Annotated in this window: 31 protein-coding genes; 15 read left to right on the top strand and 16 right to left on the bottom strand. The window is 68.1% G+C overall.

Annotated features, from left to right (window positions below):
• Positions 1–127 precede the first annotated feature (127 nt).
• Positions 128–1030, top strand: coding sequence for a hypothetical protein (locus tag ACLBWH_RS04915; RefSeq protein ID WP_447797189.1), 903 nt, complete (start codon positions 128–130; stop codon positions 1028–1030).
• Between the two features lie 34 nt (positions 1031–1064).
• Complete coding sequence (gene rpsU / locus ACLBWH_RS04920; protein ID WP_037535892.1) at positions 1065–1265, top strand: 30S ribosomal protein S21; 201 nt, start codon at positions 1065–1067, stop codon at positions 1263–1265.
• Between the two features lie 54 nt (positions 1266–1319).
• Here rpsU and ACLBWH_RS04925 read toward each other — a convergent pair whose 3' ends face one another.
• A complete protein-coding gene (locus tag ACLBWH_RS04925; protein ID WP_322848272.1) occupies positions 1320–1688 on the bottom strand; it encodes a nuclear transport factor 2 family protein in 369 nt (122 codons plus the stop codon).
• 138 nt (positions 1689–1826) lie between these two features.
• Between ACLBWH_RS04925 and ACLBWH_RS04930 the strand changes: the two genes are divergently transcribed.
• Positions 1827–2057, top strand: coding sequence for a hypothetical protein (locus ACLBWH_RS04930; protein ID WP_447797190.1), 231 nt, complete (start codon positions 1827–1829; stop codon positions 2055–2057).
• A 10-nt stretch (positions 2058–2067) separates the two neighbouring features.
• Here the strand turns inward: ACLBWH_RS04930 and ACLBWH_RS04935 are convergent, their stop codons facing one another.
• Positions 2068–2529, bottom strand: coding sequence for a MarR family winged helix-turn-helix transcriptional regulator (locus ACLBWH_RS04935; protein WP_447797191.1), 462 nt, complete (start codon positions 2527–2529; stop codon positions 2068–2070).
• Between the two features lie 116 nt (positions 2530–2645).
• Between ACLBWH_RS04935 and ACLBWH_RS04940 the strand changes: the two genes are divergently transcribed.
• On the top strand, positions 2646–3071 hold the full coding sequence (locus ACLBWH_RS04940) for an organic hydroperoxide resistance protein (RefSeq protein ID WP_447797193.1): 426 nt from the start codon (positions 2646–2648) through the stop codon (positions 3069–3071).
• A gap of 122 nt (positions 3072–3193) precedes the next feature.
• Positions 3194–3658: a DUF4126 domain-containing protein gene (locus tag ACLBWH_RS04945; RefSeq protein WP_447797195.1), complete on the top strand. Its 465-nt coding sequence runs from the start codon at positions 3194–3196 to the stop codon at positions 3656–3658.
• A 10-nt stretch (positions 3659–3668) separates the two neighbouring features.
• Here ACLBWH_RS04945 and ACLBWH_RS04950 read toward each other — a convergent pair whose 3' ends face one another.
• The gene (locus tag ACLBWH_RS04950; RefSeq protein WP_447797197.1) at positions 3669–4181 is read right to left on the bottom strand and encodes an MAPEG family protein; all 513 of its coding nucleotides are present in this window, start codon (positions 4179–4181) and stop codon (positions 3669–3671) included.
• 8 nt (positions 4182–4189) lie between these two features.
• Positions 4190–5404 (bottom strand): UbiH/UbiF/VisC/COQ6 family ubiquinone biosynthesis hydroxylase, encoded by a 1215-nt coding sequence (locus ACLBWH_RS04955; protein WP_447797198.1) that lies wholly within the window; start codon positions 5402–5404, stop codon positions 4190–4192.
• Positions 5405–5549: 145 nt separating this feature from the next.
• Here ACLBWH_RS04955 and ACLBWH_RS04960 point away from each other — a divergent pair, with 145 nt between their 5' ends.
• From ACLBWH_RS04960 to ribA, 4 genes are all read left to right on the top strand, one after another.
• Positions 5550–7871: a DNA translocase FtsK gene (locus ACLBWH_RS04960; RefSeq protein ID WP_447797200.1), complete on the top strand. Its 2322-nt coding sequence runs from the start codon at positions 5550–5552 to the stop codon at positions 7869–7871.
• An 88-nt stretch (positions 7872–7959) separates the two neighbouring features.
• Positions 7960–8565, top strand: a complete 606-nt coding sequence (locus tag ACLBWH_RS04965) for a LolA family protein (protein WP_447797202.1) — start codon at positions 7960–7962, stop codon at positions 8563–8565.
• A gap of 285 nt (positions 8566–8850) precedes the next feature.
• Positions 8851–9642: an exodeoxyribonuclease III gene (locus ACLBWH_RS04970; RefSeq protein ID WP_322848632.1), complete on the top strand. Its 792-nt coding sequence runs from the start codon at positions 8851–8853 to the stop codon at positions 9640–9642.
• Positions 9639–10700, top strand: coding sequence for a GTP cyclohydrolase II (gene ribA, locus ACLBWH_RS04975; RefSeq protein WP_447797204.1), 1062 nt, complete (start codon positions 9639–9641; stop codon positions 10698–10700). Before ACLBWH_RS04970 ends, ribA begins: the two co-directional genes overlap by 4 nt.
• Before the next feature lie 27 nt (positions 10701–10727).
• On the opposite strand, the gene ACLBWH_RS04980 is transcribed toward ribA, so the two are convergent.
• The 11 genes from ACLBWH_RS04980 to ACLBWH_RS05030 all read right to left on the bottom strand — a co-directional run bounded on the left by ACLBWH_RS04980 (position 10728) and on the right by ACLBWH_RS05030 (position 17775).
• Complete coding sequence (locus ACLBWH_RS04980; protein WP_447797206.1) at positions 10728–11219, bottom strand: MmcB family DNA repair protein; 492 nt, start codon at positions 11217–11219, stop codon at positions 10728–10730.
• A gap of 50 nt (positions 11220–11269) precedes the next feature.
• Positions 11270–11929, bottom strand: a complete 660-nt coding sequence (locus ACLBWH_RS04985; RefSeq protein ID WP_447797208.1) for a cell wall hydrolase — start codon at positions 11927–11929, stop codon at positions 11270–11272.
• A 154-nt stretch (positions 11930–12083) separates the two neighbouring features.
• On the bottom strand, positions 12084–12410 hold the full coding sequence (locus tag ACLBWH_RS04990; RefSeq protein ID WP_447797210.1) for a DUF1491 family protein: 327 nt from the start codon (positions 12408–12410) through the stop codon (positions 12084–12086).
• Complete coding sequence (locus ACLBWH_RS04995; protein ID WP_447797212.1) at positions 12407–12862, bottom strand: PaaI family thioesterase; 456 nt, start codon at positions 12860–12862, stop codon at positions 12407–12409. Before ACLBWH_RS04995 ends, ACLBWH_RS04990 begins: the two co-directional genes overlap by 4 nt.
• Positions 12852–13316, bottom strand: coding sequence for a PTS sugar transporter subunit IIA (locus ACLBWH_RS05000; RefSeq protein WP_322848259.1), 465 nt, complete (start codon positions 13314–13316; stop codon positions 12852–12854). Before ACLBWH_RS05000 ends, ACLBWH_RS04995 begins: the two co-directional genes overlap by 11 nt.
• Before the next feature lie 59 nt (positions 13317–13375).
• Positions 13376–13984, bottom strand: a complete 609-nt coding sequence (hpf, locus tag ACLBWH_RS05005) for a ribosome hibernation-promoting factor, HPF/YfiA family (RefSeq protein WP_322848258.1) — start codon at positions 13982–13984, stop codon at positions 13376–13378.
• A gap of 50 nt (positions 13985–14034) precedes the next feature.
• Complete coding sequence (dnaQ, locus tag ACLBWH_RS05010) at positions 14035–14727, bottom strand: DNA polymerase III subunit epsilon (protein WP_322848257.1); 693 nt, start codon at positions 14725–14727, stop codon at positions 14035–14037.
• Positions 14728–14734: 7 nt separating this feature from the next.
• Positions 14735–15328: a dephospho-CoA kinase gene (gene coaE / locus ACLBWH_RS05015; protein WP_447797215.1), complete on the bottom strand. Its 594-nt coding sequence runs from the start codon at positions 15326–15328 to the stop codon at positions 14735–14737.
• On the bottom strand, positions 15325–16173 hold the full coding sequence (gene aroE, locus ACLBWH_RS05020; RefSeq protein ID WP_447797217.1) for a shikimate dehydrogenase: 849 nt from the start codon (positions 16171–16173) through the stop codon (positions 15325–15327). Before aroE ends, coaE begins: the two co-directional genes overlap by 4 nt.
• Positions 16170–16757: a Maf family protein gene (locus ACLBWH_RS05025; RefSeq protein WP_447797219.1), complete on the bottom strand. Its 588-nt coding sequence runs from the start codon at positions 16755–16757 to the stop codon at positions 16170–16172. Before ACLBWH_RS05025 ends, aroE begins: the two co-directional genes overlap by 4 nt.
• A 199-nt stretch (positions 16758–16956) precedes the next feature.
• Entirely contained in the window at positions 16957–17775 is an 819-nt protein-coding gene (locus ACLBWH_RS05030; protein ID WP_322848253.1) for a pyruvate, water dikinase regulatory protein, read from the bottom strand.
• Positions 17776–18088: 313 nt separating this feature from the next.
• Between ACLBWH_RS05030 and hemE the strand changes: the two genes are divergently transcribed.
• From hemE to ACLBWH_RS05050, 4 genes are all read left to right on the top strand, one after another.
• The gene (gene hemE / locus ACLBWH_RS05035) at positions 18089–19108 is read left to right on the top strand and encodes a uroporphyrinogen decarboxylase (RefSeq protein ID WP_447797220.1); all 1020 of its coding nucleotides are present in this window, start codon (positions 18089–18091) and stop codon (positions 19106–19108) included.
• Positions 19108–19554, top strand: coding sequence for a CopD family protein (locus tag ACLBWH_RS05040; RefSeq protein WP_447797222.1), 447 nt, complete (start codon positions 19108–19110; stop codon positions 19552–19554). The genes hemE and ACLBWH_RS05040 overlap by 1 nt, the downstream gene beginning before the upstream one ends.
• Positions 19555–19906: 352 nt before the next feature.
• Positions 19907–21163, top strand: a complete 1257-nt coding sequence (gene rho / locus ACLBWH_RS05045) for a transcription termination factor Rho (RefSeq protein WP_293875928.1) — start codon at positions 19907–19909, stop codon at positions 21161–21163.
• Positions 21164–21338: 175 nt separating this feature from the next.
• Complete coding sequence (locus tag ACLBWH_RS05050; RefSeq protein WP_322848631.1) at positions 21339–22040, top strand: TerC family protein; 702 nt, start codon at positions 21339–21341, stop codon at positions 22038–22040.
• 37 nt (positions 22041–22077) lie between these two features.
• On the opposite strand, the gene ACLBWH_RS05055 is transcribed toward ACLBWH_RS05050, so the two are convergent.
• Complete coding sequence (locus ACLBWH_RS05055; RefSeq protein WP_447797224.1) at positions 22078–22800, bottom strand: dienelactone hydrolase family protein; 723 nt, start codon at positions 22798–22800, stop codon at positions 22078–22080.
• Between the two features lie 72 nt (positions 22801–22872).
• Here ACLBWH_RS05055 and ACLBWH_RS05060 point away from each other — a divergent pair, with 72 nt between their 5' ends.
• Positions 22873–23115 carry a DUF6489 family protein gene (locus tag ACLBWH_RS05060; protein ID WP_447797226.1) on the top strand — a complete coding sequence of 81 codons (243 nt, stop codon included), beginning with the start codon at positions 22873–22875 and terminating at the stop codon, positions 23113–23115.
• Positions 23112–24383, top strand: a complete 1272-nt coding sequence (gene mnmE / locus ACLBWH_RS05065) for a tRNA uridine-5-carboxymethylaminomethyl(34) synthesis GTPase MnmE (protein ID WP_447797227.1) — start codon at positions 23112–23114, stop codon at positions 24381–24383. The genes ACLBWH_RS05060 and mnmE overlap by 4 nt, the downstream gene beginning before the upstream one ends.
• Positions 24384–24401 lie beyond the last annotated feature (18 nt).

Consider the following 24401-nt stretch of genomic DNA (forward strand, 5'->3'; position numbering starts at 1 on the left):
CTACCACCCGAAGTAAAGCGCCAAGGTTGCAGAGACTTAACCCGCGCCGCCGGGCGCATTTCCGCTGGTCAACGTCGTTCGGGCGGGCCACCCTGCCCCGCGTCCACTCCAACAAGCGGTGTCGATAATGCGCTTTCTTCTCGCCGCCACACTGCTGGCAAGCGCCGCGCCCGCCGCTCAGGCACCCGAACAAGGCACCGGCCGCTATCCCGCGCTGTTCGAGGAGCGGCCCGACCTGCCCGACCATGTCGTCTATCGCCCCGCCGATCTGACGCGGCTGAAGGGCGAGCGACTCGGCATCTACGTCTGGGGCAATGGCGGATGCAGCGCCGACGGGACGAGTTCGCGCAATCATCTGCTGGAGATCGCCTCGCACGGCTATCTGGTCATCGCCGCCGGCCGCATTCCCGGCCCGACGCCGACGCCGACGCCGACGCCGCCGGCCGCCCCGCCCGCCACCGCGCCCGCGGCCAACCTCACCGTGGCGACGCCGACCCGGCTGCTCGCCGATGCGATCGACTGGGCGCAACGCGAGAACGGTCGTGCCGGCAGCCCGCTGCGCGGCCATATCGCGATCGATCGGGTGGCGGCATCGGGGTGGAGCTGCGGCGGGCTACAGGCGCTGGCGACCGCGCAGGACCCGCGCGTCAAGACCGCGATCATCATGAACAGCGGCTTCTTTCCCGAGGGGGCCAATCCGATCGCCGGAATCGTCTCGGACAAGGCGTTGCTCGCCGGGCTGCACGGGCCGGTGCTTTACGTGCTCGGCGGTCCGACCGACATCGCCGCCGCCAACGGCACCGACGATTTCCGGCGAATCGACCACGTCCCCGCGGCGCTGGTCAACATCCCCGTCGGCCATGGCGGCACCTATATGCAACCGCATGGCGGAGTCGGCGCTTTGGTCGCAACCAACTGGCTCGACTGGCAGTTGAAGGGCAAAACCGCCGCAAAAGCCGCTTTCGTGGGTCGGAATTGCCGATTCTGCCACGATCCACGGTTGACGCTGGCGCGCAAGAACTTCAATTAGGCGCATTGGTGCCCACCGAAAGCAAAGACCTTCCATGCAGATCATCGTTCGCGACAATAATGTCGATCAAGCCCTCCGCGCCCTGAAGAAGAAGCTCCAGCGGGAGGGTGTCTACCGCGAGATGAAGCTCCGCCGGCATTACGAGAAGCCGTCGGAAAAGCGCGCCCGCGAGCATGCCGCCGCGGTGAGCCGTGCGCGCAAGGCCGATCGCAAGCGCGCCGAACGCGACCGCTGATCCCCGTCGGATGATGCCACCGCCGTCCGGCCCCGGCCGGACGGCGGTGGTGCGTCAGCCGTTCGCGACCGCCTTGGCGAGGACCGGACTCTGCTGATGCTGGACGACCCGCCACACCTCGTGCTCGAGTCGGCGGATCGTCGAGGTGCAATGCGCCTCATAGGCTTCGCCGTCGCGCTGCGCGTGGACGTGATAGCCGATGACGATCAGGCCCTCCTGCGGCCGTGACACCTGCCGCTCGGTCAGCTCCGCCGCGTTCCACACCGGCGTGTCGGCGACCGCGTCGATCGCCTCGCTGCCGCGCAGCACGAACGGCGGTCGCGGCAGCACCATGACGACCTCGGGGTCGACCTTCTCGCGGTAATTGTCGGGACCTTCGGTCCACAGGCTCTGCTCGAAGCTCCACAAACGGCTGTCGTCCATCGCATTCTCTCCCATGAGGTCAGGGAGGAAGCGGGGCGCGACCCCGAATGTTCCCGCGGCACCGGATGCGAATCGCCTGCGCCGGCCGCGTCACCAACCGCGCGATGATGCGTTGGCGCCTCTCTCACAGGAGGCATCATGACCGACGACACCGCCATTCGTACCCGCCAGCGCGAGATCGCCACCGAGCATCTCTTGTTCAAGCTGATGGAATATGTCGAGGAGCGCCATCCCGGGCTGCTCGACTATATGGAGCGCAGCCTCGATCATCTCGGCGATCCCGCCGGCGACGGCAGCAAGGACGACGATGCGGTGCGCGCGATCGCCCGGCGCATAATCGTCGGCGCCCGCGCCGAGCGCAAGGACTGACGCTCCCCGGTCAGGCGGCGGCCGGTTCCGCCGCCGCCGGATCGAGCGCCAGCGCCCGGCGCAGCGCGGTCACCTCCGCGTTGAGCGCCGCGAGCCGTTCGCGGCTGATCCCGGTACGTTCGACGATCATCGGCGCGAGGCAGCCGGTCTCGCGCCAGCGGTCGCGGCCCGCGTCGGTCAGGCGCACGCGTACCTGCCGCTCGTCGGCCGGATTGCGCAGCCGCGTGACCAGCCCCGCCGCCTCCATCCGCTTCGCCAGCGGCGTGATCGTGCTCGGTTCGAGCGCCAGCCGTTCGGCGATCGTACCGACGGGCACGCCGTCCTCCGCGCCGCTCAACACCTGGAGCACCAGGAATTGCGGATAGGTGATGCCGAGGCGGTCGAGCACCGGCTTATACGCCCGGTTGATCGCGATCGTCGCGGCGTACAGCGAGAAGCACAATTGTTCATCGAGGGGTAGCGGACCCGGCATCGTCACTCTCCTTGCCAACGGCTTAGCACGAAAATGATTATCGCGACAAATAGTTCTGGACGATCATGTGCGCACGCCCTAGATGCTTATCGCGATAAGCAAGCAGGAGATTCATCATGTCCGTCGACGTCAAATACAGCACTGCGGCCACCGCCACCGGCGGTCGCGACGGTCACGCCCGCTCGGACGACGGCAGGATCGACGTCCAGCTCGCCACGCCAAAGGAACTCGGCGGCGCCGGCGGCGACGGCAGCAATCCCGAACAATTGTTCGCCGCGGGCTATTCGGCCTGCTTCATCGGCGCGCTGAAGGCGGCAGGCCGCGAGCTCAAGGTCAAGGTTCCCGACGATGTCACGGTCACCGCCAAGGTCGGCATCGGTCCGCGCTCCGAGGGCGGCTTCGGCATCACCGCCGACCTGCAGGTGTCGCTGCCCGGCGTCGAGCGCGACCAGGCGCAGCGGCTGGTCGACACCGCGCACCAGATCTGCCCTTATTCCAACGCCACCCGCGGCAACCTCGACGTCGGTCTGACGCTGGTCTGATCGTCCGTCATGTCCTCCCCGCCGGCGCGGTGAGGATATTATCCCGATGCGCGTCGGCCCGTCCGGGATACGGATGCGATCATACGGATTGTAGCCTGCGAACCCGTTTCGGAGAGCATTGCATGATCCGCTCGTTTCTCATCGGTCTCGTCGCCGGCCAGCGCGGCATCACCCCGCTGGCGGTGATCGCCACCGCCACCCGCCGCGAGGAGATTCCGGCGACGCTGCCGCTCCAGACGCTGTTGCGCAATCCGGTGATCGCCGCCGGCACCGCGGCTTTCGCCGCGGCGGAGATGGCGGGCGACAAGATGAAGACCGCGCCCGACCGCATCGTGCCGATCGGCCTCGCCGTGCGCAGCGTCACCGCCGCTTATGCCGGCGCCGCGCTGGCGCCGCGCGACAAGAAGGTGCTCGGTGCCGCCGTCGCGGTCGGCAGTGCGCTCGCCGCATCCTATTTCGGCTGGCGACTACGCCGTGCGGCGATGGCGCGCTATGGCCAGACCGCGACCGGCTTCGTCGAGGACGCGATCGTCTTCGCCGCCGGGCTGGCGATCGCCAACCCCAAACTGGTCTCCGGCAAGGCCTGACCTGGGACGCTCACCGCAGCGTGGCGAGCGCCGCCATCAGCAGCGCGGCGACGCTGGGGTAGAAGGTCAGCGCGAAGCCGAGCGCGCGCGCCTCGGCGCCATCGCGATAGCCGGTCCAGAACAACAATCGCCCGGCGGTGAAACAGGCGGCGAACAGCGCCACCGGCACCCGCGCATGATCGCTGAGCAAGGTCAGCGCGCCATAGGCGACAAGCGCGAGCACCACCTGTTCGGCGGTGTTGCGCAGAACCGCATTGGCGACGTCGACATGCGGGTCTGCGCCGTTACGGCCGTCGATCGCGCCGTCGGAGGCGAAACGCCGCCGCGCCACGTTGCCGATCGCCGCCGCCAGCCACAGGCCGAGCACCAGGGCGGCTATACCCAGCGTGGTCAGCCGGCTTTCGAGGATCGCCGCCGAACTGCGGCTATAGCCGAGGATCGCCGCGGCGATCGTCAGTCCCAATCCGATGCCGATCCCGCGCGCGACGCCGGTCTGCGCCTTGCGCAAGCTCGGGGCTGGCACGGGCTCCGTCACACCAGCAATCCCTGCAACAGCTTCGGCAGGGTGCCGGTTTCGCCCCGCGCCTCGGCCATGAAGCGGTTCTTGAGCGGCGGCAGTTTGTCGACCGCGCCGATGCCGAAGCGGCGGACGGCGCTGGCGGTCTTGCCGGGGATGCCGAACAATCGGGTCAGCGTGTCGGTGGCGGCGGCGACCATGAACGTGTCGAGCCCGCGCCAGCGCTGATAGCGGTCGAGCAAGGCGGGATCGCCGAGATCGAGACCGAGCCGTTTACCCTCGACCAGCACCTCGGCGAGCGTCGCGACGTCGCGCAGGCCCAGATTGAGCCCCTGCCCCGCGATCGGATGGATGCCGTGCGCGGCGTCGCCGACCAGCACCAGCCGCTCGGCGGTGACCCGCGCCGCATGATGGAAGCCGAGCGGATAGCTCGCGCGCGGGCTCGGCGCGGTCAACGCGCCGAGGAAGCCGCCCATCCGCTTGCTCGCTTCGGCGAGGAAGGCGCGGTCGCCGAGCTTCATCATCGCCGGGCCATCCTCGCCGTTCACCGACCATACGATCGCCGAGCGGTGGCCGATCTCGTCGTCGGGCAGCGGCAGCAGCGCGAACGGGCCGGAGGGGTAGAAGATCTCGTAAGCGATATCCTCGTGCGGATATTCGTGGTGGAAGGCGCCGACGATCGCGGCGTGATCGTATTGCCAGCGCGCGACGGTGATGCCGGCCGCCTCGCGCGTCGGCGAATTGCGCCCCTCCGCGGCGATCAGCAGCGGCGCGGTGACGGTCGCGCCGGAATCGAGCGTCGCGGTGACGCCGGCGGGGCCGCGCACCACGTCGACCGCGCGGGTCTGCATGCGAAGATCGACGTGGCTCGCCGCGCTCGCCGCCTCGAACAAGGCGGTACGCAGCCGCTTGTTCTCGTACATCGTGCCGAGCGCGCCATCGCCCGCGTCGGGCCGGAAATCGAGCTTGCCCGGCTCCAGCCCGTCGCTGACCCGGATGTGGCGGATCGCGCAGCCATGGCCGGCGAGCACCGCGCCGATGCCGATCGCATCGAGCATCCGCCCGCTCGCGCTGGCGATCGCCGAGGCGCGCCCGTCGAAGCCGGGCGCGAGCATCACCGCCGGATCGGCGGGATCGATGACGATGCTGGTGAGCCCATGCGCGTCGAGCGCGAGCGCGAGCGTCGCGCCGACCAGGCCACCGCCCAGGATGATGACGTCCGTGTCCATATCGTCTCCCTACGCCTGCCGCGCGCAGGTGCCAACGGTTGCCCGTGTCGATCCATCCTCGATCCATCGCAGCCAACCGCCTTGACGTAACGCGCGCGCGGCCCGATGATTTCCGCGCATTTTCGCACATTGAAGGGATCGGGCGATGGCGAGCCGTGCGCAGCCAGGGCTGTTGCGTGAGACGGTGAAGGCAGGGGCGGTACGCGGCGGTGCCTTGATCACCGCGATCGCGCTGTTCCTCGTCACCGCGCTAATGGTGCTGGCATTGACCAGCTATCACGCCAGCGACGCGGCTTTGAACACCGCGTCGGGCGGCCCGATCCTCAATCTGGCGGGTCCGCCGGGGGCGTGGTTCGCCGACCTGGCGCTTACTTTGTTCGGGCCGGCGGTGGCGCTGCTGCTGCCCGTCGCGCCGATCGTCGCGATGCGGTTGTGGCGCGACCAGCCGCCGGGCCGCTGGGTCGCGATGCTGCGCAATGCGGCGATCGGCGTCGCGCTGATGGCCGCCGCGCTCGCCTTCGTATCCGATTCCTCGGTGCTGGCGCTGCCCGCCGGCTGGGGCGGCGTGATCGGCCTGTCGGTCGCGCATCTCGTGCAATGGGGGCTGAGCTTCGTCGGCCAGCCCGGCGTCGAGCGCTGGGTGGCGCGCGGCATCGGCCTGGTCGCCGGGGTCGCGGGGATCGTCATCTGGGCGAAGAGCCTGGAGATCGACCTCGGCGAGCGCCGCTTCCGTCTGCGCCGGACGCGCGTCGCTGCCGATGGCGAGGATATCCTCGACGCCTATGACGATATCGACGACGACGAGGACGAGGAGCCGCTGCAGCTCGCGCGCAAGGTGATCGAGCCGCGCGCGGTCGCCGAGCCCGATACCCGCCCCGCGCCGGTCATCGCCGATCGCGCGGTGGCGCCGTCCGCCGCCAAGCCCAAGCCGCGCCAGCAGAGCCTCGACCTCGGCCACACTTATGCGCTGCCGCAGCTCGACCTGCTCACCCCCGCGCCGCCCGCGCCCAAGGGACAGATCGACAAGGCGGCGCTGGAGCGCAATGCGCGGCTGCTCGAGAACGTGCTCGACGATTTCAAGGTGCACGGCGTCATCAACGAGGTGCGCCCCGGCCCGGTCGTGACGATGTACGAGCTGGAGCCGGCCCCCGGCATCAAGGCGAGCCGCGTCATCGCGCTGGCCGACGATATCGCACGCAACATGTCGGCGGTGTCTGCTCGCGTCGCGGTGATCCCGGGCCGCAACGTCATCGGCATCGAACTGCCCAACCAGAAGCGCGAATCGGTATCGCTGCACGAACTCGTCGGCAGCCAGACGTTCGAGGATCAGGCGGCGCAATTGCCGATCATCCTCGGCAAGAACATCGCCGGCGATCCGGTGATCGCCGATCTCGCGCCGATGCCGCATCTGCTCGTCGCGGGCACCACCGGCTCGGGCAAGTCGGTCGGGCTCAACTGCATGATCCTGTCCCTGCTCTATCGGCTGACGCCGGACCAGTGCCGGATGATCATGATCGATCCCAAGATGCTCGAATTGAGCATGTACGACGATATCCCGCATCTCTTGTCGCCGGTGGTCACCGATCCGGCCAAGGCGGTGCGGGCGCTCAAATGGGCGGTCGAGACGATGGAGGATCGCTATCGCCAGATGTCGTCGGTCGGCGTGCGCAGCCTCGCCGGCTTCAACGACAAGGTGCGCGCCGCCAAGGCGAAGGGCCAGCGGCTCGGCCGTCGCGTGCAGACCGGCTATCATCCCGAGACCGGCCAGCCGGTGTATGAGGAAGAGCAGCTCGATTACGAGCCGCTGCCGCAGATCGTCGTCATCGTCGACGAGCTTGCCGATCTGATGATGACCGCGGGCAAGGAGGTCGAGTTCCTGATCCAGCGGCTCGCGCAGAAGGCGCGTGCGGCGGGCATCCACCTCATCATGGCGACGCAGCGGCCGTCGGTCGACGTCATCACCGGCGTCATCAAGGCGAACCTGCCGACGCGGATCAGCTTCCACGTCACCAGCAAGATCGATTCGCGCACCATCCTCGGCGAACAGGGCGCCGAACAGCTGCTCGGCAAGGGCGACATGCTCTACATGCCCGGCGGCAAGGGCATCGTCCGCGTCCACGGGCCGTTCGTCAGCGACGACGAGGTGCGCAGCATCGCCGATCACTGGCGCAGCCAGGGCCAGCCCGACTATATCACCTCGGTCACCGAGGAGCCCGAGGACGGCTTCACGCTGGAAGGATCGCCGGAGGGCGAGGATTCGGCCGAAGACCAGCAATATCGCGCCGCGATCCAGCTCGTCTGCGAATCGCAGAAGGCCTCGACGAGCTGGCTCCAGCGCCAGTTGCGCATCGGCTATAATTCGGCGGCACGGCTGATCGAGAAGATGGAGAAGGACGGCATCGTCAGCCGCCCCGATCACGTCGGCCGCCGCGAGGTGCTGCGCGATACCGAAGGGCACGCGATCTGAGCAAAGTGTTCCCCGGTGGGGGCACGGACCCTCCCCGCCCCTCGCGCGGTTAAGCGGTCATTCAATGCCACAGGACCACAGGACCCGCATGATCCGATACGCTCTAGCAATCGCCGCGATCGCGGCCCCCGCCGCGCTGCCCGCCCAGGCGACCGGCGACCTCGCCGCGGTACAGCGCCACCTCCAGTCGATCACGACGATGACGGCGGACTTCACCCAGACCGACCGCAACGGCAAGGTGCTGACCGGCACCTTCACGCTCAAGAAGCCCGGCAAGCTGCGCTTCCAATATGAGAAGGGCGTGCCGATCCTGATCGTCGCGGAAGGCGGCGCGCTGACCTTCATCGACTATTCCGTCCGCCAGGTGCAGCGCTGGCCGATCAAGAACTCGCCGCTGGGGGTGCTGCTCGATCCCGGCCGCGACATCACCCGTTATGCGCGGGTGGTGCAGACGGGTAACGATCGCGTCGTCTCGGTCGAGGCGAACGATCCCAAACATCCCGAGATCGGCCGGATCACGATGATCTTCGCGCGCGACGCCGCCGCGCCGGCAGGGCTGGCGCTACAGGGCTGGGTACAGCTCGACAGCCAGAACAACCGCACGACGATTCGCCTCGCCAATCAGCGCTTCGGCGGGGCGGTTAGCGACGGAACGTTCAAATGGGTCGACCCGCGGAGATCAAATACCCGTTAATGAACGGGAAGTGCCGGCGCCATTCATCATCGCGACAGGTTCGCGAGGGTAAAAGCTTCCTCGCGGATGTGGGGCGTCCGGGATTTTTCCCCCTGTTGCCCGGATGACCAAACCCACTTCCCGCCTGCGTGACGAACGCTAGGTCGGCCCTCGCTCCATGCCCCCGGAGCGGGGGCCTTTCCGTTTTCGGTGCCTATCGGCGGTTCTTGCCGGATCGATGCGATGGCTCGGCGGCTGTGGGCGGAAGGCGTCGTCGCTCTGGCGGTGTCGCCTGCCCCTCGCTACATGGCGGCGGTGAAGATCGTCTCCTGGAATATCAATTCCGTCCGCTTCCGGATCGCCATCGTCGAGCAGTTCCTGCGCGAGGCGGAACCCGATATCCTGTGCCTGCAGGAAACCAAGGTGGTCGACGACGACTTCCCGTTCGAGATGTTCCGCGCGCTCGGCTACGACCATATCGTCATCCATGGCCAGCGCATGCATCACGGCGTCGCGATCCTCAGCCGCGTGCCGATCGCCGAGGACGACCGGTTCGACTGGCAGGCCAATCGCGAGGCGCGCCACGTCGGCGTCCGCCTGCCCAACGGCGTGCGGCTGGAGAACGTCTATGTCCCCGCCGGCGGCGACGTGCCCGATCGCGACGTGAACCCCAAATTCGGGCAGAAGCTCGATTTTCTGGAGCGGATGACCGACTGGTCGGCGGGACTGGATGGCCCGACGATCCTGACCGGCGACTTCAACATCGCGCCGTTGCCGAGCGACGTGTGGAGCCACAAGGCATTGCTCAAGACGGTCAGCCACACCCCGATCGAGGTCGCGGCGCTCGACAGATTGCAGGCGTCGAACGACTGGGTCGATCTCGGCCGCCACTTCCACCCTGCCCCGGCGCGGCTGCATACCTGGTGGAGCTATCGCTCGCCCGACTTCACCAAGAACGATCGCGGCCGGCGGCTCGACCATATGTGGGCGACCGGCGATGCCGCAAAGGCCGCGCGCGCGCACACGGTGTTCGAGGATTGCCGTAGCTGGCTCAAGCCGTCGGACCATGTGCCGATCATGACCGAGTTCGCCTTTTGAGCGGCGCGCGCGACGTCGCGCGGGCGATCGACGCGCTGCGCCGCGGCTGGCCGATCGCGATCCATGCGCCCGGCGAGGCCCCCCTGCCCCTGCTCGCGGTCGAGACCGCCGATCCCCGCGGGCTCGACGCCTTCGCGGCGGGCGGCGCGGGACCGCTGCTGATCTCCAACGGCCGCGCCGCGACGCTGAAGCTGACCAACCAGCTCGCCGCCGCCGATCCCGATACGCCGGTGGTGGTCGAGGCAGCGCCCTGGCTCGACTTCAGCACCGCGGTGGCGCTCGCCGATCCGCAATTCGATCTGGCGACGCCGCTCAAGGGGCCGTTCCGCACCGCGGCGGTGACGCGGCCCGCCGCCAGCCTTGCCGCGATCCGGCTGGCGCGGATCGCCGGGCTGCTCCCCGCCTTCTTCATCGACGGCAACGACCCGGAAATCACGATCGCCCCCGCGGCGATCGACGCGCATCAGGACGCGCGCGCGCTGCAACTCGCCACGCGTGCGCGCCTGCCGGTCGAGGGTGCCGAAGATGCGGAGATCGTCGCCTTCCGCGCCCCGGATTCGAGCGACGAGCACGTCGCGCTGCTGATCGGCCAGCCCAATGGCAATGCGCCGCTGGTGCGGTTGCACAGCGAATGTCTGACCGGAGACGTGCTCGGCAGCCTCAAATGCGATTGCGGGCCGCAATTGCGCGCGGCGATCGCCGCGATCGCGGCGAACGGCTGGGGCATCCTGCTCTATCTGCGGCAGGAGGGGCGCGGGATCGGGCTGGTCAACAAGCTGCGCGCTTATGCCCTGCAGGATCAGGGATTCGATACCGTCGACGCCAACGTGCGGCTGGGATTCGCGGTGGATGCGCGCGATTTCGGCGTCGCGGCGCGGATGCTGGAGCTGCTCGGGCAACGCGCGGTGCGGTTGATGACCAACAATCCGGCGAAGGTGGCTAGCCTGGAAGCGGCCGGCGTAAGCGTGGTCGAGCGGGTGCCGCACCAACTGCCGCCCAATCCGCATAATGCGCGCTATCTCGCGACCAAGCGCGATCGGACCGGTCACCAATTGTGACGGACCGCCCGCCCTCGGCGGGCAACGCTAGGCGCTGAACGCTTCGGGATCGACCAGACCGGTCACCCGCCGCGCGGCGCGGCGCGCGAACGCCAGGGTGTCGCGCTTGCGGACGTGCGCGGGGAGCGGCACGGTATGCGCCTCGCGGATGATCGCGGCGTCATAGCGATCGGCGACGATCACCCCGGTGCGTTCGGGCAGAAACGCCGCGCCGTCGAGCGGCGCGGTATCGAACCCCGCCGGCACCGCCCAATAATAGCGATCGCAATGCGCGAGATAGTCCGGCCATTTGGCGTCGCCGAGCAGGTCGGCGCGCGACACCTTGATCTCGACGACGATCAACTGGCCGCGCGAATCGATCGCCATCAGGTCGGCCCTACGGCCGCCCTCCAGCGGAACCTCCGCGATGGTGGTGATATCGTGGCGCAGCAGCATCCGCGTCACGCCGCGGGCGACATCCGCAGCACAGATCGCGGGATCGCCGCCGTCCAAACACGAAGCGGGGGCCATGTCCAACATGACCCCCGCTTAGGAACATTCCGCGAACGGGACAAGCCCGCTCGAAACGATCAGCGATAGAAGACGTGGTTGCCGATCATCGCGATCTTGGTGACGTTGCCGGCTGGGCGGCGGTTCGGCGTGTTGAAGAACAACGCCTTGGGGGCGGGGCTTTCCCACGCCGCGGCGAGCGCGATCTTGGCGACGGCGAGCGCGGTGCGATAGGCGGCGCGGCCTTCGTCGATCGACGGGATCTCACCGCCGCGCACGAAGCTGAACTGTCCGCGCTGCTTGACCACCGAGCAGACGTTGGTCGGGAAACGTCCCGACTTCGAACGGTTGATGATCACGTTGGCGACCGCGAGCTGGCCGGCGAGCGGCTCACCCTTGGATTCGAAATAGATCGCGCCGGCGAGGCAGCGCTGCGTCGCGTCGACCTGCTCGGCGTCCTGCGCGGCGACGGCTTCGGCGAGGCTATTGAAACGGTCGTCCTCGGCCTGCTGCACCGTGGGGATCGGCTCGACCGTCGCGGCGACCTGCGGCGTGGCGCTGGCGGCGGGGACGGGAACCGACACGGGGCTGACCGAGTTGATGATCTGAATGGTCGAGGCCGGCGCGGGAATCGACGTACGGTCGATGTCCGAGGCCTTGACGGGCGAGCTGTGGCTGATGAGGCCCGCCAGAGAGAAAGTCATCGCCGCGATGGCCGCGGCGCGCTGCATAATCGTCATCTACGTATTCGATATGCGGTTGGACCACGGACCCGATCGGCCAGGCCGATCGTCCGGGCATCCCCCCGACTGCGTCACCGACCCGGATCGCACCCAGGCACAGCACAACGCGCATTCACTGTGCGCGTGGCATTCGTCACACCGCTGTCATGAGTCAATTCGACGCGATCGTTTCAGCGGCGAACCGTTCGGCTTCCGGGATGTCCAGTTCGATTACCCACAAATCCGGATCGTATTCGCGTCGCCGCCGCCAATAGGCCTCGGCATCGTCGGTCTTGTCCGAATCGGTCAGGATCGCATGCCCATCGAAGGCGATCCGGCGCTCGAGCACGCGCGTCGGACCGTGGCGATCCTCGATCAGCAGCAGGATCGCGCCGCCCTGCGGCTCGCCCTTGGCGCGTACCATCGCGCTGCCGCCGGCGTCGTTGACCCGCCGGAGCAGCGCGCCGACGATCAGATGCGTCGGCAGCCGGCCGGTCATGCGCTGCGATAGCCGGGCAGGCCCGACAGCGCGATCTGCGAGCGCATGAAGGTGCCGGTACCGCGCGCGACCTCCTCGCCCTCGGCGTCGATCAGCCGCGCGTCAGCGACGTAGACGCGGCGCTTGCCGCTGATCCAGCGGCCTTCGGCGACGACCAGCCCGGATTTCAGCGGCCGGGTCAGCAGCAGGTTGAACGCGGTGGTGAGCAGGAAGCGATCGGTGACCAGGCTGTTCGCCGCATAGAAAGCGGCATCGTCGAGCATCTTGAAATAGCTGGTGCCGTGGACCGCGCCGGCGGCGTGATAATGATCCTCGGTCAGCCGGAAGTGGATGCGCGCGACGCCCGCCTCGACGATCTCCAGGCGGGATTCGAACAACCGGTTGATCGGCGCCGCGGCGTAGAGCGATTCGAGCGCGCGATAATGCGCCAGCGCGCCGGCGTCAGGCGGCATCGCGCGCGGCATCGGCGGTGAACAGGGCATACAGCGCATCGCGCGACCCGGCGCCGCGCAATTTGGCGAGGAAGGTGCGGTCGCGCAGCCGCCGCGAGACGCGGGCGAGCGCTTTCAGATGCTCCGCCCCCGCATCGACCGGCGAGAGCAGCATGAAGACGAGATCGACGGGCAGGTCGTCGACCGCATCGAATTCGATCGGCTGCGCCAACCGCACGAACACGCCGGTGACGCCGGACAGATCGGGCAGCCGCGCATGCGGGATGGCGACGCCGCCGCCGAAACCGGTCGAGCCGAGCTTCTCGCGCGCCGCCAGCCGCTCGGCGGCCAATTTGCCGTCGAGGCCCATCGCCTCGGCGGCGGTGCAGAGCTGGGCGAACAGCGCCTTCTTGTGCGCGACGGCCACGCCCTCATAAACCGCCTCGGGGCGCAGCAGATCGCTGAAGTCGTGCATGCGTCACTCGAATGGAAGGCCCCGCCGGCCTCTATCGGAACCGGCGGGGCGGGGGAAGGTCAGCGCGCGGCGGGCTGCGCCGCCTGCTCGCGCTGCGGCTCGACCCAGCCGATCGTGCCGTCGCCGCGGCGATAGACCATGTTGTACGAGCCGGTACCGGCGTTGCGGAACAGCAGCGCGGCGGTGTTGCGCAGATCGAGCATCATCACCGCATCGGACACGCTGGCATCGGGCACGTCGACGCGCGTCTCGGCGATGATCAGCGGTGCGTCGCCGACGTCCTCCTCGCTCTGCGGCGTCTCCTGGAACAGGGTGTAGCCGGCATTGTCATAGCCCATGTCCTCCTGGATCGCGGCGGCTTCGCTCGCATGGCGATCCTTGAGGCGGCGCATGTAGCGGCGCAGTTGCGTCTCGATCTTGGCGGCGGCACCGTCGAAGGCGGGATGCGCGTCCTGCGCCTGGTGGCTGCCCTTGAGCACCAGCCCCTTCATCACGTGCACGACGATATCGCAGCCGAAGCCGACGTCGTGCGGGCCTTTGCCGAACGTCACCTCGGCCGAAAGGGCGCGGGCGAAATGCTTGCTGGCGATACCCTGGAGTCGGTCGCTCACATGATCCTTGAGCGCGTCGCCGGTCGCGACCTGATGACCAGAAATCCGGATATCCATCGTATTCTCCATCATTAAGGGCTGGCCTGTTGGCCTTTGCCCGGTTGGGGTCATTCCAACGCCCCGACCCCCCAAAGCGGATCCTGTAGCTTCGAAACAAATGCTGCGTGGGCTGCAAGTTCCGCGTCCGACGGGCGGAAGACGCGCGGCGGACGGACGGTGACGGGGCGGCGTACCGCGACTTGCGTCGTGGTGGCGATGGGCACGTCGCTGACCAGGCCGAGGCCGATCTGGCGACCGCCGAGCAGTTCGACATAGACCTGCGCGAGGAGCTGCGCGTCGAGCAGCGCGCCGTGGAGGACGCGGTGCGACCGGTCTACGCCGAAGCGCGAACACAAAGCGTCGAGCGTATGCTTGGCGCCGGGGTGGCGGCTGCGCGCGATCTGCAGCGTGTCGACCATCCGCTTGACGTGGACGATCGGCCGGCCGCAGCGCTGCAGCTCACCGTTGAGGAAGGAGAAGTCGAAGCCGGCGTTGTGCGCGACCAGCGGCGCGTCGCCGAGGAACTCGATCAGTTCGTCCACGCCCTGCGCGAACTTCGGCTTGTCGCTGAGGAAGGCTTCGGAGATGCCGTGCACCGCCTGCGCTTCGGCGGGCATGTTGCGTTCCGGGTGGTAATAAGCGTGGAAGGTGCGGCCGGTCTCGACGCGGTTGACCATCTCGACGCAGCCGATCTCCACCAGCCGGTCGCCGCCGGCGAAGCTCAGGCCGGTGGTTTCGGTGTCGAAGACGATCTCGCGCATCCGACCTCTATCCGCCTGCGCGGGCCGCCATGCAAGCGATCACGCGGCGAACCGCGGCGCGGGTCTGGTCGAGCGGCACGTCGGTGGCGATGACGTGCGTGGCGCGGGCGCGCTTGTCGGCGTCGGGAAGCTGGCGGGCGAGGATCGCGTCGAACTTGGCGGGCGTCATGCCGGGGCGGGCGAGCGTGCGGGTACGCTGGACGTCTGGCGCGGCGGAGACGACGACGATCGCGTCGACATGGCGGTCGCCCCCCGTCTCGAACAGCAGCGGCACGTCGAAGACGACCAGCGCGGCGTCGGCATGGGCGGCGAGGAAGGCGGCGCGCTCCTCGGCGACGGCGGGGTGGACGATCGCTTCGAGCCGCTTCATCGCGGCGTCGTCGCCCAGCACCGCGGCGGCGAGGGCAGGGCGGTCCACCCCGTCGGCGCCGGTGGTGCCGGGGAAAGCGGCCTCGATCGCCGTAACGAGACGGCCACCGCGGCCTTGCAGACGATGGACCGCGGCGTCGGCGTCGAAGACGGGCACGCCCTCGGCGGCGAACATCGCCGCCACCGTCGATTTGCCCATGCCGATCGAGCCGGTGAGGCCCAATATCTTCACGCCAGCAGCGCCGCGCGCAGGTCGTCGTCGCGATCACGGGGCGGCGCGGCGCCGAAGAACAGTTCGAAGGCGAGCGCGGCCTGGCCGATCAGCATCTCCAGCCCGTCGACCGTCTCCAGCCCGCGGGCACGGGCGGCGGCGAGCAGGGGGGTTTCGAGCGGCGAATAGACGATGTCGTAGACGACGCTATCTTCACCAAGCTCCCGCAGATCGAGGTCGAGCGGCGGCTGGCCGGTCATGCCGAGCGTGCTGGCGTTGACCAGCAGGCCGGTGTCCGGGGGCAGGGGCGCCGACAGCGGCAGCGCCTGGCCCTTGAGCCCGAACGCCGATAATAAAACGCCTGCCTTCAATACGTTACGATTGAGCAGCGTGACCGGGCCGACCCCCATCCGGGCGAGCGCGAAGAGGATCGCGCGCGCCGCGCCACCGGCACCGATCACCGTCACCGTCACCGCGCGGCCGGTAAAGTCGAAACCGGCGAGCGGCGCATAGAAGCCGCCGGCGTCGGTGTTGGTGCCGATCGCGACGCCGTCCGCGTCACGGAAGACGGTGTTGATCGCGCCGATGCCGCCGCGCACGTCGCCGCGGTCGTCGACATGGTCGAGCGCGGCGAGCTTGTGCGGCATGGTGACGTTGCAGCCGCGCCAGTCGGGATCCGCGCGCCGTTCGGCGAAGAAGGCGGGCAGGTCGTCCGCCGTCACCAGCGTCTTGCGATAGGCGGCGTCGAGGCCGAGCTGATCGAGCCAGAATTGGTGGATGATCGGCGATTTCGACTGGGCGATGGGGTCGCCGATGACTTCGGCATATGGCTGGCCTTCGCCGGCGGGTGCATAGGGACGGGTCATGCGGGGATCACTTCACGGGTTCGGAGATAGTCGAGGACGTTGAGCAGCGGCAGCCCGAGCACGGTGAACTGGCTGCCGTCGATGCGGGTGAAGAGCTGCGCGCCGGGGCCTTCGATCCGGTAGCAGCCGACGCAGCCAGAGATCGCCGGCCATTCCGCATCGAGATAGCCCTGGATGAAGCCCGGGGAGAGCGGGCGGACGTGCATCTTCGCCGCCTCGACGTGGCGCCAGACCGGGCGGCCGTTCTCGGCGATCACCGCGGCGCTCCACAGATCGTGGCGCGCGCCGGACATGCGGGCGAGATGATCGGCGGCCTGGTCGCGGCTCTCGGGCTTGTCGAGCAGGCTGCCGTCGGCGAGCGCGACGACGCTGTCGCTGCCGAGCACCAGCCGGCCGGGATGGCGAAGGCTGACCTTGACCGCCTTCATTTCGGCGAGCGCATCGGCGAGGTCGCGCGGCTTGATTCCGGCGAGACCGGCCTTGGCGGCGTCTTCGTCGACGCCGGCGGCGGTCGCCTCGAACGGCACGCCGGCGGCGGCGAGCATCGCGCGGCGGGAGGCGCTCTGCGAGGCGAGGAGGATCATGCGGGGGCTTTCTTCATCGGGGTATTTGTCCCCGCCTCTTCATCCCGGCGGAGGCGGGGATCCATAGACGCTGACGGTCGCGATGGCGCCGCGAGGTCCGCGCGTATGGATCCCCGCCTGCGCGGGGATGACAGACTGGGCAGCGGTGACGGAAGGAGCGGGGGTGACGAAGAAGGGGCGGGGGCCGTGCGCATCGCTGTCACGTCCGCACCGCCTTGCGGTCGTTGGCCAGCGCGATGATCGCGGCGGCGGTTTCCTCGATCGAGCGGCGGGTGACGTCGATCACCGGCCAGCCGTTGTCGGCGAACATGCGGCGCGCATAAGCGATCTCGCGGGTCACCGCTTCCTCCTCGACATAGGGGGTGTCGGGCATCTGGTTGAGCGACAGCAGGCGGTTGCGGCGGATCTGGATCAGCCGGTCGGCGCTGGTGGTGAGGCCGACGACGAGCGGGTTGCGCAGCGTGAACAGGATGCGCGGCGGCGGGCTTTCGACCACCACCGGGATGTTCGCGGTCTTCCAGCCGCGGTTGGCGAGATAGATCGAGGTCGGCGTCTTCGACGAGCGGGAGACGCCGGCGAGGACGATCTCCGCCTCCTCCCAATCCTCGGACGCGATACCGTCGTCGTGCGCGATCGTCCATTGGATCGCATCGACGCGCGCGAAATAGGCGGCGTCGAGCGCATGCTGGCGACCGGGGCGCGCCTTGGCCTGCTGGCCGAGCAGCCCGGACAGCGCGTCGTTGACCGGATCGAGCGGCGCCACCGCGGGCAGGCCGAGCGCGAGGCAGCGCTGTTCGAGGATGCGGCGCGTCGCGACGTTGACGAGCGTGAAGACCACCAGCCCCGGGTTCTGCGCGATCTCCTGCAGGATGCGTTCGAGGTGCGCCTCGGTCCGCACCATCGGCCAGAAATGGCGGACCGTCTCGACATCGTCATATTGGGCGAGCGCCGCCTTGGCGATGTTCTCCAGCGTCTCGCCGGTCGAGTCCGAGAGGAGGTGGAGGTGGAGGCGCATCATCGCGCGCTCCGGGGCAGACCTGTGGACAACATGGGCATAAGGGATAGGGCAAGTCGGCACCCCCGCCAAGCGACCCGACGGCGGTGGACAACCCGCATTCCATCCACAATTGCGCACACAGGGCATGGTTTTATCCACAGGCTGTGGATCGTGTTGATGGCCTGCCCCGAATCCCCGGCGTTGTCCCGATCCTTGCCGGTCAACCTGTGGGTGATTACGGGACGAAACGCTTTATCCCGCGTTCCACGTGCCAACCACTGCAACAATCTTCTCTAGATTCTTCTTAGATAGGAAGAAGGCCCTGTCCGATCCTGTGAACAAGCCGCTCCTTGCCGTCCTGAAGGGCGCGAAACCGTCGGTGCCGCCGATGTGGCTCATGCGTCAGGCGGGGCGCTACCTTCCCGAGTATCGCGCGCTGCGGGCGGAGAAGGGCGGCTTCCTCGCGCTCGCCACCGATCCCGACGCGGCGGCGGAAGTGACGGTGCAGCCGATCCGACGCTTCGGCTTCGACGGCGCGATCCTGTTCTCCGACATCCTGATGGTGCCCTGGGCCTTGGGCCAGGATTTGACCTTCGGGCCGGGCGAGGGACCGCGGCTGACGCCACCGCTCGTCGATCATGCGCTGGCGGCGCTGCAACGGGTGCCTGAGCGGCTCGATCCGGTTTACGGTACCTGTGAACGGGTGGCGACCCTTTTGCCGCCTGAGACGACGTTTCTGGGCTTTGCAGGATCACCCTGGACCGTGGCGACCTATATGGTCGCGGGCGCCGGGTCGAAGGACCAGGGCGAGACGCGCGGGTTCGCCTATGCCGATCCGGCGGCGTTCGGTGCGATCATCGATGCGATCGTGACGATGACGATCGAGTATCTGGCGCGGCAGATCGAGGCGGGCGTCGAGGCGGTGCAATTGTTCGACAGCTGGGCGGGATCGCTGTCGCCGGCGCAGTTCGAACGCTGGGTGATCGCGCCCAATGCGGCGATCGTCGCCGGGCTGCGCGCGCGCTGTCCGGATGCGTGCATCATCGGTTTCCCCAAGGGGGCGGGCGGCAAGTTGCCGGCCTATGCGCGCGAGACCGGCGTCGATGCGATCGGGCTGGACGAAACGGTCGATCCTTTGTGGGCGGATGCGATGCTGCCCGCGGGGCTGCCGGTGCAGGGCAATCTCGATCCGCTGGCGCTGCTCGCCGGCGGCGCGGCGCTCGACGACGGGATCGACCGGGTGCTGGCGGCGTTCCGCGACCGGCCGCACGTCTTCAACCTGGGCCACGGCATCGGCCAGTTCACGCCGATCGCGCATGTCGAGCAGCTGGTCGCGCGGGTAAGGGGATCGTGATGGATATGCTGGCAGGCGCCTATCTGTGGATCGTCGCGGCGCATGTGATCTTCGTCATCTTCTGGATGGCGGGGCTGTTCATGCTGCCGCGCTATCTGGTCTATCATCAGGAGGCGCTGGTCGCCGGGCGTGCCGACGAGGCGTCCTTGTGGGTCGAGCGCGAGAGCAAGCTGCGCGCGATCATCCTAACGCCGGCGATGATCGTGGTGTGGGTGCTCGGGCTGACGCTCGCGACCGTCGGCCACCATTGGGCCGAAGGGTGGCTGCACGCCAAATTGCTCTTCGTGGTGGTGCTGTCGGGCTATCATGGCTGGGCGGTCGGCTATGCAAAGACGCTGGCACGCGGCGTGATGAAGCTCGACGGGCGACGGTTGCGGATGATCAACGAAGTGCCGGCGCTGGCCGCGGTGGTGATCGTGGTGCTGGTGTTCGTGAAGCCGTTTTGATCATCGCGGATGGGGGACGATGTGACGCGTTGCGCAGTCCTCCTCCTCCGTCATCCCGACGAAGGTCGGGACCCATGGTCACGGTGGGCGTGCGGTTGCGCGCATCATTACCGACGTCGTGACCATCGGTCCCGGCATTCGCCGGGATGACGGCACGGGTTTCGGCCGAAGCGGCGGCCGGTCGACGGAGGGGGCCGATCGCCAATCCGCTTGACGAACCCCCTCCACGCTCTTACCTCCTGAACACGCGTAGAGCTGCCGTCCGGTGGTTCCGCGTTCCTCCTTGGCTATCGTCGCTGCGAGTCCTTCGCCGATTTGAGCCAGCCCCCCGACTACGCATTCGGATTATTCCATGCATCTTAAAGACTTGAAGAAAAAGACCCCCGCCGAGCTGGTCAGCATGGCCGAAGAGCTGGGGGTCGAGGGCGCCTCGACGTTGCGCAAGCAGGACCTGCTGTTCGCGATCCTGAAGGTGCAGGCCGAGAATGGCGACCAGATCATGGGCCTCGGCACGATCGAGGTCCTGCAGGACGGCTTCGGCTTCCTGCGCAGCCCGGAGGCCAATTACCTCGCCGGGCCGGACGACATCTACATTTCGCCCAATCAGGTGCGCAAGCACGGCCTGCGTACCGGCGACACGGTCGAGGGCGAGATCCGCGCGCCCAAGGATGGCGAGCGCTATTTCGCGCTGACCAAGCTGATCACGGTCAATTTCGACGATCCCGATGCGGTCCGTCATCGCGTCAATTTCGACAACCTCACGCCGCTCTATCCGGAATCGAAGCTGACGCTCGATCCGGCCGATCCGACGCAGAAGGACAAATCGGCGCGCGTCATCGACATCGTCTCGCCGCAGGGCAAGGGCCAGCGGACGTTGATCGTCGCCCCGCCGCGCGTCGGCAAGACGGTGATGCTCCAGAACATCGCGCGCGCCATCTCGGACAACCATCCCGAGGTGTTCCTGATCGTGCTGCTGATCGACGAGCGGCCCGAGGAGGTCACCGACATGCAGCGCAGCGTGAAGGGCGAAGTGGTGTCGTCCACCTTCGACGAGCCGGCGCAGCGCCACGTCCAGGTCGCCGAAATGGTGATCGAAAAGGCCAAGCGGCTCGTCGAGCACAAGAAGGACGTCGTGATCCTGCTCGACAGCATCACCCGCCTCGGCCGCGCCTACAACACCGTCGTGCCGTCGTCGGGCAAGGTGCTGACCGGCGGCGTCGACGCCAATGCGTTGCAGCGGCCCAAGCGCTTCTTCGGCGCGGCGCGCAATATCGAGGAGGGCGGCTCGCTCTCCATCATCGCCACCGCGCTGATCGATACCGGCAGCCGCATGGACGAGGTGATCTTCGAGGAGTTCAAGGGCACCGGCAATTCCGAAATCGTGCTCGACCGCAAGGTCGCCGACAAGCGCGTCTTCCCGGCATTGGATGTCGGCAAGTCGGGCACGCGCAAGGAAGAGCTGCTGGTCGACAAGGACAAGCTGTCGAAACAGTGGGTCTTGCGCCGCATCCTCATGCAGATGGGCACGATCGACGCGATGGAGTTCCTGCTCGACAAGATGAAGAATTCGAAGACCAACGAGGATTTCTTCGACTCGATGAACCAGTAAACGCCGGTTTGGCGAGCCCGTCGAAGGGCGGGTGGTTTCACCGGGATTCGACGGGCTCAGCCCGAACGGGCACGGGCCGTATCGAGATCGCGACGCGCGGAAGCATGGCTTTCGCGCGTCGCTGCGTTATGGACCTATCGATCAACCGGGAGTTTGAAACGTGTCCATCATCGCCATGCTGAGCGCTGCCGCCGCCAGCGGGCCGGGGTCTCCGGCCGAGATCTGGCAACATATCCTCAACGACTTTTCCAACATCGGCACACCCGCCGCACTCGCCGCCTTCGTGCAGGTGCTGATGATCGACGTCGTGCTCGCCGGCGATAATGCGATCGTCGTCGGGGCGCTCGCCGCGGGCCTGCCGGTCGACCAGCGCAAGAAGGTGATCCTGATCGGGATCATGGCCGCGCTGGTGCTGCGCATCATCTTCGCGCTGGCGGTGAGCTGGCTGCTCGGGGTGATCGGGCTGATCTTCGCGGGCGGTATCCTGCTGCTGTGGGTGGCGTGGAAGATGTGGCGCGAGCTGCGCGAGCATAGCAACGCCGGCTCGCCCGAGGTGGACGGCGACGAGGCGTCGGGGCTGAAGCCCGCCAAGAGCTTCGCCGCGGCGGCCTGGGCGGTGGCGGTCGCCGACGTGTCGATGAGCCTCGACAACGTCCTCGCCGTCGCCGGCGCGGCGCGCGATCATCCCGGCATCCTGATCATCGGCCTGCTGCTGTCGGTGGCGATGATGGGCATCGCGGCGAATCTGATCGCCAAATATATCGAGCGCTATCGCTGGATCGCTTATGTCGGGCTGCTCGTGATCCTCTACGTCGCGGGCAAGATGATCTACGAAGGGGTCGTCGACCCGCAGGTCGGGGTGCTGACCTTGTTCTGATGCAGAAAGGGGGGCCATCGAGCCCCCCTTTTTCGTTTCAGCCGAGTTGCTCGGCGAAGAAGGCCGCGGTGCGTTCGTCGGCCAGGCGGGCGGCGTCCTCGGAGCGGCGCTTGCCGAATTGCGCGGCGAAGCCGTGGTCCTCGCCGGGATAATCGTAGAGCGTCACCTTGGGGTGATCGTCGAGGCCGGCGTGCATCCGCGCCTGCGCGTCCTTGTCGACGAAATGATCCTCCTGCGGCACGTGGAGGAGGACGGGATTGGCGATGGCGTGCTTCTCGCCGAGCAATCCATCAATGCCGACGCCGTAATAGCCGACCGTCGCGTCGACGTCGGTGCGTGCGGCGGTCATGAAGGCGAGGCGGCCGCCGAGGCAATAGCCCACCGCGCCGACCTTCGCCGCGAGCCCGCTGCCCGCCTGCGCATCGTTGAGCGCTGTCCGCGCGGTGCGGATCGTCGCCTCGATATCGCGGATGCCCGCGTCCTGGTCGAACCGGCCCATCAGCTCGAGCGCCTGCTGCATTTCGGCGGGAACGTCGGGGTCGAGCTGGATACCCGGGGCGATCTGCCAGAACAGGTCGGGGGCGAGGGCGAGATAGCCGTCGGCAGCGAGCGCGTCCGCCTTGGCGCGGATGCCGGCGTTGACGCCGAAAATCTCCTGGATGACGACGATCGCCGCGCGCGGCGTGCCTACGGGTTCGGCGACGTAGACGTCGAAGCGGCCGCGGTCGTCGAGTGTCTCGATCTGGATGGTCTTGGTCATGGGGGTCCTCTCGCGCGTGGGAGCGCGCTGAGCTATGCAGCGGGGCTGAGGGCTGCTCAAGGGGCGACGCGCATGAAGGTGACGGTGAACGTGGATCTGACCCCGGAGGAGGCACGCACCGCGATGGGGCTGCCCGATCTGACGCCGCTGCACGACCGCTATGTCGCGTCGCTGCTCGAAGCGATGAACGGACAGGTGCGGCCCGAACTGCTCGAGACGATGATGAAGAATTGGGCGCCGATGGGCGATGCCGGTCTGGCGATGTGGCGGCAGATGTTCGACCAGGCCACCGGCGGGGGGAAGACGGGCAATTGAGCGACACGATCTTCGCGCTGTCGAGCGGCGCGGCACCCGCGGGGATCGGCGTGATCCGGGTGAGCGGACCGCAGGCATTCGTAGCGGTGGCGCGCATCGCGGGCAGCCTGCCGCCGGCACGGACGGCGCGGGTGCGCGCGTTGCGCGATGCCGAGGGGGCGTTGCTCGACCGCGCATTGGTGCTGACGTTCCCCGGACCGGGAAGCGCGACGGGAGAGGACCTCGCCGAGCTGCATTGCCATGGCGGGCGGGCGGTGATCGCCGCGGTGCTGAATGCGCTCGGCACGCAGCCCGGCCTGCGATCGGCATTGGCCGGTGAGTTCACCCGGCGCGCACTGACCAACGGTCGGATCGATCTCGCGGAGGCGGCGGGCCTCGCCGATCTGCTGTCGGCGGATACCGAACGGCAGCGGGTCGCGGCACTGGCCGCAGCGGAAGGGATCGTCAGCCAGCGGGTGCGCGGCTGGCTCGACCGGCTGGCGATGCTCGCTGCGCTGACCGAGGCGCAACTCGACTTCGCGGACGAGGACGATGTCGGCGACGATCATATGGCGGCGGTGCGCGAGGGGCGGGCAGCTCTTGCCGCCGAGTTGCGCGGGGTGCTCGCCATGCCGCCGGTCGAGCGGTTGCGCGATGGCGTGCATGTCGTACTCGCCGGACCGCCGAACAGCGGCAAGTCGACGCTGATCAATCTGCTGAGCCAGCGCGAGGTCGCGATCGTCTCGGCGATCGCGGGGACGACGCGCGACCGGATCGAGGCGACGGTGACGCGCGCTGGGCTCGTCTATGTGTTGACCGATACCGCTGGGCTGACCGAGAGCGACGATCCCATCGAGCGGATCGGCGTGGAGCGCGCCGAGGGATCGATCCTGCGCGCGGACCTGCTGTTGTGGCTGGGTGATGATGCCCCGCCGCGTGGGGACGCGATCTGGGTACAGGCGCGGAGCGATGCGCCGGGGCGGGGGACGATCGCCGGTGCGGATGTGGCGGTTGCCCAAGGCGATCCGGAGAGCGTCGAGCGGCTTTGGCTGACGCTGGCGGAGCGGGCCGAGACGTTGATGCCGCGCGGGGATGCGGTCGCGTTTCGGGAGAGCGAGCGGGCGGCATGTCGTGTGGCATTGTCGGCGATCGAGCAGGACGAGGCCGACGCGTTGATCGTTGCGGAGCAGCTCCGATTGGCGATCCAAGCGCTAGCGGGAATCCTCGGCGTGGATGCTACCGAGGTGATGTTGGACACGCTGTTCGGACGGTTCTGCATCGGGAAATGATGTTCCACGTGGAACGTC

Source organism: Sphingomonas sp. M6A6_1c (assembly GCF_053345135.1).

Bases quoted from the DNA above. Each gene is read 5' to 3' on its own strand.
- ACLBWH_RS05055 (WP_447797224.1), bottom strand. From the start codon at position 22,800: ATGACCAAGACCATCCAGATCGAGACACTCGACGACCGCGGCCGCTTC.
- ACLBWH_RS04995 (WP_447797212.1), bottom strand. From the start codon at position 12,862: ATGCCGCCTGACGCCGGCGCGCTGGCGCATTATCGCGCGCTCGAATCG.
- ACLBWH_RS04965 (WP_447797202.1), top strand. From the start codon at position 7,960: ATGATCCGATACGCTCTAGCAATCGCCGCGATCGCGGCCCCCGCCGCG.
- dnaQ (WP_322848257.1), bottom strand. From the start codon at position 14,727: ATGCGCGAGATCGTCTTCGACACCGAAACCACCGGCCTGAGCTTCGCC.
- ACLBWH_RS05030 (WP_322848253.1), bottom strand. From the start codon at position 17,775: ATGATGCGCCTCCACCTCCACCTCCTCTCGGACTCGACCGGCGAGACG.
- ACLBWH_RS04955 (WP_447797198.1), bottom strand. From the start codon at position 5,404: ATGGACACGGACGTCATCATCCTGGGCGGTGGCCTGGTCGGCGCGACG.
- ACLBWH_RS04980 (WP_447797206.1), bottom strand. From the start codon at position 11,219: ATGTTGGACATGGCCCCCGCTTCGTGTTTGGACGGCGGCGATCCCGCG.
- ACLBWH_RS04945 (WP_447797195.1), top strand. From the start codon at position 3,194: ATGATCCGCTCGTTTCTCATCGGTCTCGTCGCCGGCCAGCGCGGCATC.
- ACLBWH_RS04915 (WP_447797189.1), top strand. From the start codon at position 128: ATGCGCTTTCTTCTCGCCGCCACACTGCTGGCAAGCGCCGCGCCCGCC.
- ACLBWH_RS04935 (WP_447797191.1), bottom strand. From the start codon at position 2,529: ATGCCGGGTCCGCTACCCCTCGATGAACAATTGTGCTTCTCGCTGTAC.
- hpf (WP_322848258.1), bottom strand. From the start codon at position 13,984: ATGGATATCCGGATTTCTGGTCATCAGGTCGCGACCGGCGACGCGCTC.
- rho (WP_293875928.1), top strand. From the start codon at position 19,907: ATGCATCTTAAAGACTTGAAGAAAAAGACCCCCGCCGAGCTGGTCAGC.
- aroE (WP_447797217.1), bottom strand. From the start codon at position 16,173: ATGACCCGTCCCTATGCACCCGCCGGCGAAGGCCAGCCATATGCCGAA.
- rpsU (WP_037535892.1), top strand. From the start codon at position 1,065: ATGCAGATCATCGTTCGCGACAATAATGTCGATCAAGCCCTCCGCGCC.
- ACLBWH_RS05040 (WP_447797222.1), top strand. From the start codon at position 19,108: ATGGATATGCTGGCAGGCGCCTATCTGTGGATCGTCGCGGCGCATGTG.
- ACLBWH_RS04990 (WP_447797210.1), bottom strand. From the start codon at position 12,410: ATGACCGGCCGGCTGCCGACGCATCTGATCGTCGGCGCGCTGCTCCGG.
- ACLBWH_RS04925 (WP_322848272.1), bottom strand. From the start codon at position 1,688: ATGGACGACAGCCGTTTGTGGAGCTTCGAGCAGAGCCTGTGGACCGAA.
- ACLBWH_RS05025 (WP_447797219.1), bottom strand. From the start codon at position 16,757: ATGATCCTCCTCGCCTCGCAGAGCGCCTCCCGCCGCGCGATGCTCGCC.
- ACLBWH_RS04985 (WP_447797208.1), bottom strand. From the start codon at position 11,929: ATGACGATTATGCAGCGCGCCGCGGCCATCGCGGCGATGACTTTCTCT.
- ACLBWH_RS04940 (WP_447797193.1), top strand. From the start codon at position 2,646: ATGTCCGTCGACGTCAAATACAGCACTGCGGCCACCGCCACCGGCGGT.
- ACLBWH_RS04930 (WP_447797190.1), top strand. From the start codon at position 1,827: ATGACCGACGACACCGCCATTCGTACCCGCCAGCGCGAGATCGCCACC.
- ACLBWH_RS05050 (WP_322848631.1), top strand. From the start codon at position 21,339: ATGCTGAGCGCTGCCGCCGCCAGCGGGCCGGGGTCTCCGGCCGAGATC.
- ACLBWH_RS04970 (WP_322848632.1), top strand. From the start codon at position 8,851: ATGGCGGCGGTGAAGATCGTCTCCTGGAATATCAATTCCGTCCGCTTC.
- ACLBWH_RS04960 (WP_447797200.1), top strand. From the start codon at position 5,550: ATGGCGAGCCGTGCGCAGCCAGGGCTGTTGCGTGAGACGGTGAAGGCA.
- ACLBWH_RS05060 (WP_447797226.1), top strand. From the start codon at position 22,873: ATGAAGGTGACGGTGAACGTGGATCTGACCCCGGAGGAGGCACGCACC.
- ACLBWH_RS05000 (WP_322848259.1), bottom strand. From the start codon at position 13,316: ATGCACGACTTCAGCGATCTGCTGCGCCCCGAGGCGGTTTATGAGGGC.